Consider the following 13,647-nt stretch of genomic DNA (forward strand, 5'->3'; position numbering starts at 1 on the left):
GGGCTCCGTAGCCCCCGTATGACGCCGTTCCGCGGCCATGGCGCGTCCAGACGCCACCGTAACCTGCAAGCATGACATGGAACCCGTTCAAGAAGAAGGAGACGGCCCAGGAGCCCGTCGACGCCGCGGCGTCGAAGCCGGTGAAGAAGGACCGCACGAAGAACGCCCCCACCCCGAAGATGAAGGACGCGCAGGCCGCCGGCATCCGCCCGCTGGTGCCGGCCGACCGCAAGGCCAGCGCGAAGGCCGCGAAGGCCCGTCTGCGCGAGCGTGAGAACGTCGAATACGAGGCGATGCAGAAGGGCGACCTCAACCACATGCCCAAGTCGGAGCGCCTCCCCTGGCGCATCTACATCCGCGACTACGTGGACGCCCGCTTCAACATCGGCGAGTTCTTCATCCCGGTGGCGTTCGCCATCCTCATCGGCTCGATGGTCATCACCACCGTGGCCCAGAGCGCCATGGCCTCGATGGTCATGATGATCCTCATGTACGCGTACCTGCTCGGCGTCGTCATCGACGTGTGGATCATGTGGCGCGGACTCAAGAAGAAGCTCATCGCCAAGTACGGCGAGAAGTCCGTGGCCAAGGGCACCCGCTCCGCCTCGTACGCGTGGAGCCGCGCCATCCAGATCCGCCGCTGGAGGCTCCCGAAGCCCCGCTACGACAAGCGCGGCCACTGGCCGGAGTGATTCCGGCGCCATCGGACGCACCCCACCCATGCAAGGCTCCCGCAGCCGGCCATCCGCCGGCTGCGGGAGCCTTGTTCGTCCGGCGGCGAACCCGCCCGCGCCGGCTACCATGGACGATATGACCGAAGAGCACACGAACGAAGCATTCGACATCGTCATCATCGGCGCCGGCCCGGGGGGCTACTCCGCCGCGCTGCGCGCCGCCGAACTCGGCAGGAAGGTGGCGCTCATCGAACGCGACGCCACCCTCGGCGGCACCTGTCTCAACCGCGGGTGCATCCCCTCCAAGGCGCTCATCACCGCCACCCACACCATCGACACCGTCCATCGGGCCGCCGAACTCGGCGTGCAGGCGCGCGTGGACGGCATCGACTACGGCACCCTGCGCGACTACCGTCTCCACGTGGTCGACACGATGACCGGCGGACTGGCCGCGCTCCTCGCGCACCGCGGCGTCACCGTGCTGCGCGGCGAAGCCGTCGACCTCGCCGTCATCGCCGGAACGCCGGCGGCCGAAGCGGCCGGAGCATCCGAAGACGGTCCCGCCGCCAATCTCGCCGTCACCATCCGCGCCACGGACGGCACGGCCGTCGAACGCTACCGCAGGGCCGGCAAGGCCGAACCGCTGACCGAAACCATCACCGTGACCGCCGGCGACGTCGTGCTCGCCACCGGCGCGCACCCGCGGCCGCTGCCCGGCGATCCGTTCCACGGTGCGCTCATCGACTCCACGCAGGCACTCGAACTCGACGAATTTCCCTCCTCCGCCGTCATCGTCGGCGCCGGCGCCGTCGCCATCGAATTCGCCTCCATGTGGAACGCCGCCGGCGTGGACGTCACCCTCCTCATCCGCAAGGACCGCGTCCTGTCCGGCTGGAACCGGCGCACCGCCGTCACCCTCACGCGCGAACTCGTCCGCCAGGGCGTCCATGTCGTGAAGGGCACGGCCGTCACGCGCGTGGACACCGGAGCAAACCTCGGCGCCACCGTCCACTACACCATCGGCGACGATCCCGCGGAACACCAGGCGTACAGCGAGATCGTGCTCGCCGCCATCGGCCGCGACCCGAACACCGGGTTCGACTGGCTCGTCCGCGCCGGCGTCACGCTCGACGGACACGGCTACGTGGTCACCGACCCACTCGGACGCACGCACGTGCCGAACGTGTGGGCCGTGGGCGACATCGTCGCCGGACACGCGCTCGCACACCGCGCGTTCGAACAGGGCGTCACCGTGGCCGAGGCCATCGCCGGACTCGACCCGAAGCCGGTGGACGAGACCACCGTCCCCAAGGTCGTGTTCTCCCATCCGGAGGCCGCCTGCGTGGGCCTCACCGGGCAGGAGGCCACGGCGGACCCGGACCTCAACGACGTCACCGAGACCTCGTATCCGATGCTCGGCAACGCGCGCATGCTCATGAGCGGCGTCGGCGGATCCATGACCATCGTCAGCGGCGCACGCGCCGACCGCCCGGACACGCCCGTGGTGCTCGGCGTGCACATCGTCGCCCCCGTCGCCTCCGACCTCATCGCCGAAGCCGAACAGCTCGTCGGCAACCGCGTGCCGTTGAGTGAGGCGGCACGGCTCATCCACCCGCATCCCACGTTCAGCGAGACCCTCGGCGAAGCCCTGCTCAAGGCCGACGGGCGCCCGTTGCACACGCGTTGAACGGCCTGCGGGCACGCATGCTGATAGAATCTGTGGCCAGTATGCGCAAATTCGACATCCAAGCGAGGAAGAATGGCTGACAAGGACGAGAAGAAGGACAAGAAGCCGGGGACGATCAAGCAGATCATCCAGATCTTCAAGTACACGTACAAGGAGGACAAGCAGCTGCCGTGGCTGCTCGCCGGCGTGATCCTCGCCCCGGTGGTCGTGGGCGTGGTGCTCGGCCTGATCTTCCAGTGGAACTGGCTCAACTGGATCTTCATCATGGCCGCCTTCATCATGCTCGGCCTCCTGTTCGGCACGATGACGCTCACCAACCGCGCGGACAAGGTCGGCTACCGTCAGCTCGAAGGCCGTCCCGGCGCCGCCATCAGCGTGCTCAGCAACATGAACAAGGCCGGCTTCACCTTCCCCGAACAGCCCGTGTGGATCGACGCGCGCACCAAGGACGCCATCTGGCGCGGCACCGGCTACAACGGCATCTACCTGCTCGGCGAAGGCAACTACACGAACGTCAAGCGCAACATGGAGCGTCAGGAGCACGCCATCAAGGGCGTGACCGCCGGCTCCTCCATCCCCGTGTACCGCATCATCGTGGGCACCGGCGAGAACGAGACCCGTCTCAAGGACCTGCGCAAGACCATCACCCGCCAGAAGAGCTACGTGCCCACCAACCACTCCAACGCGCTCATGAGGAAGCTGCACCCGCGCCGCCGCTTCATGCTCACCAAGGAGGAGCTCGGCGTGCTCAACGACCGCCTGCGCACCCTCCAGCAGAAGTCCGGCTACGGCATCCCCAAGGGCATCGACCCGAACCGCATGCAGAAGGTCAGCCGCCGCGCCATGCGCGGACGCTGACGCCGTTCCCGGCGCACAAAGCGAAGACAGGACCCCGGTCATCCGCGGATGGCCGGGGTCCTTCGCGTATCCGGCCACACGCGTCCGCTTTCTGGACGGACGCCGGCGGCGTCCATCGCCCGGCGCACCCCGCCGAAACGCGCCATCGCAACGATTGACAACCTGCGTTACCGGCCACGAAACATTCTCGTAACCGAAGTTTCGAGCGGGCGAAACGCGCGCACCTATGCTTTTACCCTGTAAGTCATCTCGATAAAAGGAGCGATCGTGGCTGAGAACAAGATCTTCGCCCATACGCCGGAAGAGGCCGAGGCCCTCATCAACAAGGAAGGCGTCGAGTACGTCTCCGTCCGTTTCACCGATCTGATCGGCGTGCAGCAGCACTTCACCGTTCCGGTCAGCGAGTTCCTGGACAACGCGTTCACCGACGGCATGCCGTTCGATGGTTCCTCCGTGCAGGGCTTCCAGGCCATCAACGAGTCCGATATGAAGCTGGTCCCGGACGTGACCACCGCCTTCATCGATCCGTTCCGCAAGCACAAGACCCTCGACGTGGCCTTCTCCATCGTCGACCCGCTGACCGACGAGCCGTACTCCCGTGACCCGCGTCAGGTCGCCGGCAAGGCCGAGGCCTACCTGAAGTCCACCGGCGTCGCCGACACCGCGTCCTTCGCCCCGGAGGCCGAGTTCTTCATCTTCGACAAGGTCCGCTACGAGAACTCCGCCCAGCGCTCCTTCTACGAGGTGGACTCCATCGAGGCCCCGTGGAACTCCGGCGTCGACACCGAAGAGGACGGCACCCCGAACATCGGTTTCAAGAACCGCGTCAAGCGCGGCTACTTCCCGGTGCCGCCAATCGACCACAACCAGGACCTGCGCGACGACATGGTCGCCAACCTGCAGAAGGTCGGTCTGCAGCTCGAGCGTTCCCACCACGAGGTGGCGGGCGCCGGCCAGCAGGAGATCAACTACCGCTTCAACACGCTGCAGCACGCGGGCGATGACCTGATGAAGTACAAGTACGTCGTCCACGAGACCGCCGCCCTCGCCGGCAAGTCCGTGACCTTCATGCCGAAGCCGATCGCCGGCGACAACGGCACCGGCATGCACTGCCACCAGTCCCTGTGGAAGGACGGCAAGCCGCTGTTCTACGATGAGCAGGGCTACGGCGGCCTGTCCGACATCGCCCGCTGGTACATCGGCGGCCTCATCAAGCACTCCTCCGCGGTCGTGGCGTTCACCAACCCGTCCCTGAACTCCTTCCACCGTCTGGTCCCGGGCTTCGAGGCCCCGGTCTCGCTGGTCTACTCGGCCCGCAACCGCTCCGCCGCCATCCGCATCCCGCTGGCCGGCACCTCCCCCGCCTCCAAGCGCATCGAGTTCCGCGCCCCGGATCCGTCCTGCAACCCGTTCCTGGCCTTCTCCGCCCAGATGATGGCCGGCCTCGACGGCATCCTGAACCACATCGAGCCGCCGGCTCCGGTGGACAAGGACCTCTACGAGCTGCCGCCGGAAGAGCACGCCAACATCAAGCAGGTGCCGAGCTCCCTCGGCGAGGCGCTCAACGCCCTCGAGGAGGACAACGACTTCCTCACCGCCGGCGACGTGTTCACCCCGGATCTCATCGAGACCTGGATCGAGCTCAAGCGCGACGAGATCGACCAGGCTCGTCTGGCCCCGACCCCGCTCGAGTACGAGCTGTACTACCACATCTGATCGTTCGCTTCGGCCTCGTTCGGGCCGATCCGCATCGGATGCACGTCGAAGGCCCCGCACGGTTCACGCCGGCGGGGCCTTCCCGTATATGGGCCATCGGCATGCTCCGGCGCGGCCTCCCGTCATACAATGACGTTCCGGGAACGAGGAAACAGAGGGATCAATATGTCGTCATCGTCATCCAACTCCAACGCCAATGCCGCCAATATCACCAACGCCGCCAACGGGAAGGCCGACGCCAAGACGGGCGCCGCGGTCAAGGCCGCGCTGGCCGCCAACATCGGCGTCGCGCTCGCGAAATTCGCGGCCGCCGCGTTCACCGGATCGTCGTCCATGTTCTCCGAATCCGTGCATTCGGTGGCCGACTGCGCCAACGAGCTCGTGCTCATGGTGGGAGACAAGGCGTCCGACCACAAGACCGACGGCGACCACCCGTTCGGCCTGCACCGCATCAAGTATCTGGCGAGCTTCATCGTGGCGACGCTGCTGTTCTTCGTCGGCGGTGTGTTCGCCGTCTCGCAGGCCGTCGGCAAACTGACGGGACTGGTCGAGGGCACGGTGCCGCGCGACGCCGATTCGCTGGAGCTCGTCGCCGCGCTCGTCGTCGTCGCCGTCTCCGCATGCCTGGAGGGCTACGGCCTGCACACGTCCGTGCATGAGGCGCGCGACCGCATGAAGCGCGTCAAGGTGGAAAGCGATTCGCTCGTCAAGTTCTGGCGGCGCACGAAGTCCGCCGAACTCGCCTCCGTGATGATGGAGGACACGCTCGCGCTCATCGGCCTCGCGTTCGCAGGCCTCGGCATCGGCCTGTCCATCGCCACCGGCGACGAGCTGTACGATGCGATCGGCGGTCTTCTGGTCGGCCTCGTGCTGGTGTGCGGTTCGGCGGCCCTCGCGTTCAAGTCCGGTTCGCTGCTCATCGGCGAGGACATCGACCCGCGCACGCGCGAGATGCTCGTCGCCGCGGTCGAAGGCACGCAGGGCGTGAACCGGCTCATCAACATGCAGGCCATCCACATGGACGAGGACGCGGTGCTGCTGTGCCTCAAGGTCGAGACCGACAAGTTCGACCGCGACTACGACGTGCAGACCGTCGACAAGATCGAGACGAGCATCCGCACCGCCCTGCCCTGGTACGAGTGGGAGATCTACGTCGAGCCCGACATCTGGCGCGCCGGGAAGTAGGACCGTACACAGGGAACCGTTCTCTGCTCGGTCCGCCGGGTACAATCGTTGCGGTACGCGCGCGGAACGCACGAAAGGCAGGGATATGACGGACGAACAGCTTGCATGGGATTTCGACGCGATGACGGACGGCGCCGGGTCCGGCCGCGGCGCGTCCGCGCCGACGCCCGTCGCCGACGACGGCATCGCCGGCCTTACGCCCGGCGGCGAACGCTGGATCGCGGCGTTGACGCCCACCGACGCGGACGCCGTGCGCCTCGACCGTCTCGACGTGAACACGCTCAACGCGGAGAACGCCGCCCGCCTGTGGGCGCGCGTCGCCGCGTGGGTCGAATCCGACCAGATCGCCTACTACATCGACGACGCGCCTGTCTCCTCCGACGCCGCGTACGACGCGCGCCTCAGGTGCCTGCAGCGTCTCGAAGCCGCGTTCCCCGCGCTCGACAACCCGCAGAGCCCCACGCACCGCGTCGGAGGCACGTTCTCCAACGACTTCGCGTCCGTACGCCACCCCTCGCGCATGATGAGCCTCGACGACGTGTTCTCCATCGAGGAACTGAGGGACTGGTACGACTCGGTCCTGCGCGACCTCGACTGGCCGGAGGGCAAGCCCTTGCCGATGAGCTGTGAGGTCAAGATCGACGGTCTCGCGCTGAATCTTATCTATAGGAATGGTGTGCTCGAGCAGGGGCTCACGCGCGGCGACGGCGTCACCGGCGAGGACATCACCCTGAACGTGCGCACCATCGGCTCCATTCCGGCCAATCTCGGCGGCGACAAGGACGACATCCCCGAGTTCGTCGAGATCCGCGGCGAGGTGTTCATGCGCTGGGACGACTTCCACAAGCTCAACGACGAGCAGGAGAACGCGGGCCGTGCCCCGTTCGCCAACCCGCGCAACGCCGCCGCCGGTTCGCTGCGCCAGAAGGATCCGCGCATCACCGCCACGAGGCGTCTGAGCTTCTACGCGCACGGCATCGGCACGCTGCGCTGGGGCGCGGGCCGCACCGGAAAGCATGATATCGTCAATGACCAGTCCGAGGCGTACGCGCTGTACACCAAATGGGGCGTGCCGGTCTCGCCGCACAACCGCACCGTCACGTCGTTCGACGAAATCCTCGCGATGATCGACTACTACGGCGAGCACCGCGGCGACATCGAGCACGCGCTCGACGGCATCGTCGTCAAGGTCGACGACCTGGCGCTGCAGCGCTCCCTCGGCGCGACCTCGCGCGCGCCGCGGTGGGCCATCGCGTACAAGTACCCGCCCGAGGAGGTCAACACCGAACTGCTTGACATCACCGTGCAGGTCGGCCGCACCGGTCGCGTCACGCCGGTCGCGGTGCTGAAGCCCGTCTATGTGGCCGGTTCGACGGTCGCGCGCACCACGCTGCACAATCCCTCGGAGGTCAAGCGCAAGGGCATCCTCATCGGCGACACGGTCGTCGTGCGCAAGGCGGGCGACGTGATCCCCGAGCTCGTCGGGCCCGTGTTGGAGCGCCGCAAGGGACGCGAAGGCGAACTGCGCGAGTTCGTGATGCCCGAATACTGCCCCTCCTGCGGCGCGAAGCTCGCCCCCGCCAAGGAGGGCGACAAGGACATCCGCTGCCCGAACGTCGAAAGCTGCCCGGCGCAGCTGACCGAACGCGTCATCTCGCTCGCCTCGCGCAAGGCGTTCGACATCGAGCATCTGGGCGACCAATCGGCGATCGCCCTGACGAACCCGGAAGAGAACCGTCCCGGGTCGGTCGCGACCTACGCGCCGGACATCACCGAGATTCTCGTCAAGCCGGGCGAGGAGCCGGAACCGTACGAGCCGGTCACGGGTTTGACGCTGCCCGAACCGCAGACGCCGGTCCTGTCCAGCGAGGCGGGACTGTTCGCCCTGACCGCCGCCGACCTACGCGACGTGCGCGTGTGGCGCGAGGCGCCGATCATCGAGGTGCATGAGACCGTCGGCGCGAACGGCCGGAAGAAGAAGGTGCGCAAGCGCGTCGGCGGATCCGGCCTGTGGCATCAGGTGCCCGCGTTCTGGACGGCGCCCGCCGCGGCGAAAAAGCTCACCGCCCGTCAGCTGGCGGCGCGCGCGGACGTTGCGGGAGTGCGGTCCGGCGAGACCGACGCGGCGCCGGGCGGCGCATCCATGACGTCGACATCGACCGGACTGACCGCGTCGCTCGACCCGGCGAACTACCCGGACTACGACGTGCCGGCGGACGCGGTCATCGTGCGCGTCGACCACAAGCGCACGCGCAACGGCGAGACCGACGTGCCCGTCTACGTCCGCCCCGGCGAGAACACGCGCAAGATGTTCGACGAGATGGACAAGGCGCGTCACGCCGACCTGTGGCGCGTGCTGGTCGCGCTGTCGATCCGCCGGCTCGGTCCGCCGACCGCGCGCCTGATCGCCACGTCGCTGGGCTCGCTCGACGCGATCGCCTCGGCGAGCGTCGAGCAGTTGACCGAGATCGACGGCGTCGGACCGGAGATCGCCGAATCGGTGGTGCACTGGTTCGCCGCCGCGCGCGAGCCGGGCGACTGGCGCGGCGAGACGTTGCGCGCCTGGCGTGAGGCCGGCGTGGGCGTGGGCGAGGCCGAGACGAGCAGTCTGCCGCAGACCCTCGCCGGCAAGACCGTCGTCGTCACCGGTTCGCTCGAAGGCTATTCGCGCGACTCCGCCAAGGAGGCGATCATCGCGCGCGGCGGCAAGGCGGCCGGATCGGTGAGCAAGAAGACCGACTACGTGATCGTCGGCGCGAACGCCGGGTCCAAGGCCTCGAAGGCCGAGGAGCTCGGCATCCCGATGCTCGACGAGGCCCGGTTCGCGACGCTGCTCGAGACCGGCGAGGCCTGACTCTGGCATGGCGGACGTTCTCACGCTACTGTGGTACGCGGCAATACGACGGCAACAGACGAGGAGGACGCATGACTGATACCCGTGACATCGAAGCCGCCATCTACGAGAGGCTGAGCCGCGTCATCGACCCGGAGCTCGGACGCTCGGTCACCGACCTGGGCATGATCGCGGCGATCGACGCGACCCCGGCGCCCGACGGCGGGGACGGGAACCGCGACGCCTACGACGTGACCGTGCACGTCGAGCTCACCGTCCCCGGCTGCCCGCTTTCGGAGACGATCACCAACCAGATCAATGGCGCGGTCGCCTCCTACCCGGACGCGACGCTCACCCCGCACATCGAGGTCGGTTCGATGAGCCGCGACAAACTCGACGACCTCGTCGCCGACCTCAAGGCCGAACGCAAACAGAACCCGTTCAACAAGCCGGGCATCAGGACGCGCATCTTCGCGATCGCCTCCGGCAAGGGCGGCGTCGGCAAATCGTCCGTCACCGCCAACCTCGCCGCCACGTTCGCGGCGCTCGGCTACGACACCGCCGCCATCGACGCGGACATCTACGGCTTCTCCCTGCCGCGCCTGTTCGGCGTGCACACGCAGCCCACGAACCTGAACGGCATGCTCATGCCCGTCACGGCGTGGGGCGTCAAGCTCATCTCGATCGGCATGTTCGCCGGCGCCGACCGCGCGATCCTGTGGCGCGGACCCCGACTGCAGCGTTCGCTCGAACAGTTCCTGTCCGACGTGTGGTGGGGTGAGCCCGACGTGCTGCTGCTCGACCTGGCTCCCGGCACCGGCGACATGGCGATCTCGGTCGCGCAGGCGCTGCCCAACGCGGAACTGGTCGTCGTGACGACCCCGCAGCCGAGCGCGTCCGACGTGGCCGTGCGTTCGGGGCTCGTCGCCTTGCAGGTGCCGATGAAGGTGCGCGGCGTCGTCGAGAACATGAGCTTCTACGAGCATAAGGGCGAGAAACTGCGCATCTTCGGCGAGGGTGGCGGCGAACGCGTCAGCGAACAGCTGACCGAGGCCCTCGGCTATGACGTGCCGCTGATGGCGCAGCTGCCGCTGGAACCCGAGCTGCGCGAGACCGGTGAGGCCGGGCGCCCCGCGGTGCTCGACGCGGACGGCGCGTTGAGGGGCGACGGCATCGGCGCCGAGTTCCGCGCGCTCGCCGAGCGTCTGATGACCGCCTGACGGGGCTGCCGCAGGTCAGGCGGTCAGCGAGCGGATGAACTGCGCCTGCACCACGTCGATGCCGGTGCCGTCGTCGTCGTTCATGCGCGCCGCCGCCACGGACAGGGTGCGGGCGGGCACGAACAGGCCTTCGTCGACAGTCAGGCGGGCGGCGTCACGCACGATGCCGGCCACCTCCGTGTGCGGCCAGACGGGCAGATCATTCGCGGCGAGCAGTTCGGCGGCCTCCTGAACGTCCTCGGGCACGCGGATGCACTGCGAATCGGCGCGGGCCACAAGCTCCTGCAGCTCGCCTTCCAACGCGGCGATCTGCCCGGGGGCGATGTGGTCGCTCATCAGGTAGGCCGCCACGGCCGTATCGAACCGGTCCTGCATCCATTCGGTGTAGGCGAAGCGGTAGTAGGCGAACGCGGCGTCGTCGCGGTCGAGCGCCACGCGCAGCGCGTTGAGGCAGGCGGCGCGCGCCGAATCCCAGTCCTCGCGGCGCGCGAGCTGGATGGCGAGCTTCAGGTGGGTGAGCGGGTAGGCGGGCGCATACGCCACCATCGCGTTGAGATGCTTGAGAGAGGCCTCGACGCCCTTGACCTGCGCGAGCACGTCGGCGAGTTCCATGTGCGCGTAGAACAGGTTGTCCGGAATGAGCACGGTGCGCTCCCCGGAGGTGGCGAACAGGCGGTTGTAGATCACGCGTTCGGCGTACGAGTTGAAGTAGCGGGGCACGCCGTCGCCGCGCGCGTACAGCGCGTCGACGCGGGCGAGCGCCGCCTCCGCGGTCTCGAACGCCTGGTCGACCTGACCGCCGAACAGCAGGTCGCGTGCCTTGAGCCGCTCCTTGTCGAGTTCGTCGGCCATGGCGAGCGTGACGGACGGGGTGTCCATGCCGTCGATGAGCGCGTTGGTGATGTGCGGCGCCTGTTCGGTGAGTTCGGGGTCGCCGATCATGTCGACGATGCGCATGGCCTCCTGCGCCTTGGTCACGGAAGGCAAGGTATCGTCGGCGGCGAGCCGGTGGAAGTCCGCTTCGGCGCGCTGCATGAGGTCGACGCGTTGGATGGACAGGCCGACGGCCCGGTCGGTGCCGAGCACGGCGGCGACGGCCGGCGTGAACGTGCGGTCGGACATCTCCGGCTCCTCCTGAGAACCCTGCGGCGCGTAGGCCGGGTCGCGCAGGTCGAATCCGGCGTTGACGGGCCTGAGGGCGCCGTCTCCGTCCACGTCCATCACCGCGTCGAACATGCGGTACGTGTCCATGGGGTGGTCGAGCGCGTCCTGGCCGATGCGGGTGAGGAACGCCTCGCGCGTGAAGGTCACGGTGGCGAGGTTGCGGACGGTGGGGTTGCGCTTGAGGACGCCCATCGGATCGTCGTGCCGTCCCTCGTCGTCGGCGCCGTCGGCGTTCGCGTCCCCCGCGACGTCCTCGCCGGCGCCGCCGTCCATGGTCCCGCCGAATCCGTCCACGTCGCCGTCCTGCTCTCCGGACGGCACGGCGAACGCGGTCTCGTCGATGTCGATGTCCTTCATGAGGTCCTCGAACCGACGGTCGAGACTGTCCTCGCCGTCCTGTCCGGCATCGTCCGGCGAGGAGGAGTCCGTCGTCCCGGCGCCGTCCGCGTCGGTTCCGTCGGCGATGGGACGTGCCGGCGTGCGTCGGGGATCGCCGTGGAAGTCGCCGTCCTTGGGCTCGGCCTTGCCGCCGCGCACCGCGCCCATGCCGCCGGTGTGCATGCGTTCGAACGCGCCGAGCGCCTCGCTCATCATCTCGCGGATGGCCGAATCCTGTTCGGCCAGCGCCTCCTCGAGGCCGAGCGAATCCACGTGGAGGGAGACCTCGTGCACCTTGTCGCTGACGGCGAAGCTGAACGCCGCCATGATGAGGCCGACGCGCAGATTGTAGTCGGCGCTCATCTCGGCGCGTTCCCGGGAGGACAGGGTCACCCACCGGTGCGCGGCGGCGTCGTATCGGGTGGCGGGCATCATCGAGACGCCTGCGGTGGTGAAGCCCACGGCCACGCGGCCTTCGTCGAGGTCGGAGCGGATCTCCACGTCGAACCGGTAGGGCAGGCGCAGGCGGCGCACCAGCAGGGCCATGCTCTGGCGGTACACCCACTCCGATCCGGTGTCCTGCCTCTCCCCTGACGCGGAGCCGATGTGGCGGGCGATGCGGTGCGCGGCCTCGATGAGCCCGGTCATCGCGTTGCCGCCGGCACCGTCCGTGTTGATACCGTCCGTGTCGACGCTATCCGTATAGACGCCGTCCGTGTCGACGCCGTCCGTATCGACGTCGTCGCCGGCGGCCCGGATCGCCGCGCCGTCGGTGGCGTCGCCCGGTCCGAGCGCGATGAGCGCCGGATTGCACAGCAGCTGCATGTCGATGGTGGCGGCCTGCTCGCGCGTCACCGTCTCCTCGGTAGGCGTGAGCCCCAGGCGCGCGTTGCGTTCCAGCCATGCGCTGGTCTGCGCGAAACGGTTGAGGTTGCCTTCGATGGCGAGCGCGCGCAGCGCGGGCTCGAGGGCGAGCGAGGAATCCCAGTTGAAGAAGTAGGCGCCGGAATAGCTGGACGTGTACAGGTGGAGCGGTTCGGCGCCGTGCACGGCCTCCAGCCCGCGCACCTCGTCGAGGGCGCCGGCCTCGCGCATGAGCTCGGCGAAATGGTCCTCGAGTCCGGAGACGCGCATGCCGTGGGCGCGCACCCGGAGCATGTCGCGCACGGAACGGCGGATGGCGCCCATCGGCGCCTCCCGGTTGAGGCGCCGGAAGATGTTGCCGGCGCCGAATCCCACGAGCATGCCGCTCATCTGCGGCAGCATGTACGCGGCGAAAAACGCGGTGGCCACGGCGTCCCGATACTCCAGTCCGACGCGCATCTCGCGCCTGAGCGGATACCGGAGCTGCTCGAGCGTGTACCGGTCATGCTCGCGGCGCCACGAGGCGAGCCAGACCATGCGGCCGGTGTCGTCCCTGCCCACGATGCCGCCCGAGACGCGTCCCTCACGCTGCTCCCTGGCGAACATGAACCGGGGCTCCATGGTCTGCACGTCCATACCGATCTCGGAGCCGACGAACACGCGACCCTTGCCGTCCGCCACCGCGATCTGGGAGAAATGGTCACGGTCGGCGAACACACCGAGCGAGAAGCCGGCCCCATGCACGCCGCCGGGGCCGGGCAGCTGCGCCCAGCCGAGCGCGAGCCGGCCCGGCACGTCGTCGAAGTCGAACACACGCCGCTTCACCAACGGCCCAAGACGACGCGAACGGCTGGCAAGCTCCCGCACCACATCCATCTCCGCACGGTCCCGGGCGTCCGCGGACGCCCCGGCGGCCATCGCCTCGCGGGCGGCGCGGTCCACGACGGCACCGAACGGATCGGCCGCCTCCATCGTCTTCCGCCCGGAACGAGAGAGCCGCCTCGCCAACCGGCGGGCGGCCCCCATGGCGTCCTTCAACGGATCGAACGGGGAACGCTGCGGGGAATG

Annotated in this window: 8 protein-coding genes; 7 read left to right on the plus strand and 1 reads right to left on the minus strand. The window is 68.4% G+C overall.

Annotation, left to right across the window (positions count from 1 at the left end; translation table 11 throughout):
- Positions 1-71: 71 nt before the first annotated feature.
- From JS531_RS08875 to JS531_RS08905, 7 genes are all read left to right on the plus strand, one after another.
- A complete protein-coding gene (locus tag JS531_RS08875) occupies positions 72-692 on the plus strand; it encodes a DUF3043 domain-containing protein (RefSeq protein ID WP_214315206.1) in 621 nt (206 codons plus the stop codon).
- Between the two features lie 118 nt (positions 693-810).
- On the plus strand, positions 811-2,361 hold the full coding sequence (locus JS531_RS08880; RefSeq protein WP_214315207.1) for an FAD-dependent oxidoreductase: 1,551 nt from the start codon (positions 811-813) through the stop codon (positions 2,359-2,361).
- 72 nt (positions 2,362-2,433) lie between these two features.
- The gene (locus tag JS531_RS08885; RefSeq protein WP_214315208.1) at positions 2,434-3,219 is read left to right on the plus strand and encodes a DUF4191 domain-containing protein; all 786 of its coding nucleotides are present in this window, start codon (positions 2,434-2,436) and stop codon (positions 3,217-3,219) included.
- Between the two features lie 267 nt (positions 3,220-3,486).
- Positions 3,487-4,935, plus strand: a complete 1,449-nt coding sequence (gene glnA, locus JS531_RS08890) for a type I glutamate--ammonia ligase (protein WP_214315209.1) — start codon at positions 3,487-3,489, stop codon at positions 4,933-4,935.
- A 165-nt stretch (positions 4,936-5,100) separates the two neighbouring features.
- Positions 5,101-6,120, plus strand: coding sequence for a cation transporter (locus JS531_RS08895; RefSeq protein WP_214315210.1), 1,020 nt, complete (start codon positions 5,101-5,103; stop codon positions 6,118-6,120).
- Positions 6,121-6,241: 121 nt separating this feature from the next.
- Positions 6,242-8,974, plus strand: coding sequence for an NAD-dependent DNA ligase LigA (ligA, locus tag JS531_RS08900; protein WP_240542141.1), 2,733 nt, complete (start codon positions 6,242-6,244; stop codon positions 8,972-8,974).
- Positions 8,975-9,045: 71 nt separating this feature from the next.
- The gene (locus tag JS531_RS08905; protein WP_214315213.1) at positions 9,046-10,173 is read left to right on the plus strand and encodes a P-loop NTPase; all 1,128 of its coding nucleotides are present in this window, start codon (positions 9,046-9,048) and stop codon (positions 10,171-10,173) included.
- A gap of 15 nt (positions 10,174-10,188) precedes the next feature.
- Here the strand turns inward: JS531_RS08905 and JS531_RS08910 are convergent, their stop codons facing one another.
- Positions 10,189-13,497 (minus strand): tetratricopeptide repeat protein, encoded by a 3,309-nt coding sequence (locus tag JS531_RS08910; protein WP_240542142.1) that lies wholly within the window; start codon positions 13,495-13,497, stop codon positions 10,189-10,191.
- Positions 13,498-13,647: the final 150 nt, after the last annotated feature.

Source organism: Bifidobacterium sp. CP2, from assembly GCF_018555635.1.
GTDB lineage: Bacteria > Actinomycetota > Actinomycetes > Actinomycetales > Bifidobacteriaceae > Bifidobacterium > Bifidobacterium saguinibicoloris.

What these genes read in the sequence shown, in the direction of transcription:
- JS531_RS08875 (WP_214315206.1), top strand. Translation starts at nt 72, where the DNA reads ATGACATGGAACCCGTTCAAGAAGAAGGAGACGGCCCAGGAGCCCGTC.
- JS531_RS08880 (WP_214315207.1), top strand. Translation starts at nt 811, where the DNA reads ATGACCGAAGAGCACACGAACGAAGCATTCGACATCGTCATCATCGGC.
- JS531_RS08885 (WP_214315208.1), top strand. Translation starts at nt 2,434, where the DNA reads ATGGCTGACAAGGACGAGAAGAAGGACAAGAAGCCGGGGACGATCAAG.
- JS531_RS08895 (WP_214315210.1), top strand. Translation starts at nt 5,101, where the DNA reads ATGTCGTCATCGTCATCCAACTCCAACGCCAATGCCGCCAATATCACC.
- ligA (WP_240542141.1), top strand. Translation starts at nt 6,242, where the DNA reads ATGACGGACGGCGCCGGGTCCGGCCGCGGCGCGTCCGCGCCGACGCCC.
- JS531_RS08905 (WP_214315213.1), top strand. Translation starts at nt 9,046, where the DNA reads ATGACTGATACCCGTGACATCGAAGCCGCCATCTACGAGAGGCTGAGC.
- JS531_RS08910 (WP_240542142.1), bottom strand. Translation starts at nt 13,497, where the DNA reads ATGGCCGCCGGGGCGTCCGCGGACGCCCGGGACCGTGCGGAGATGGAT.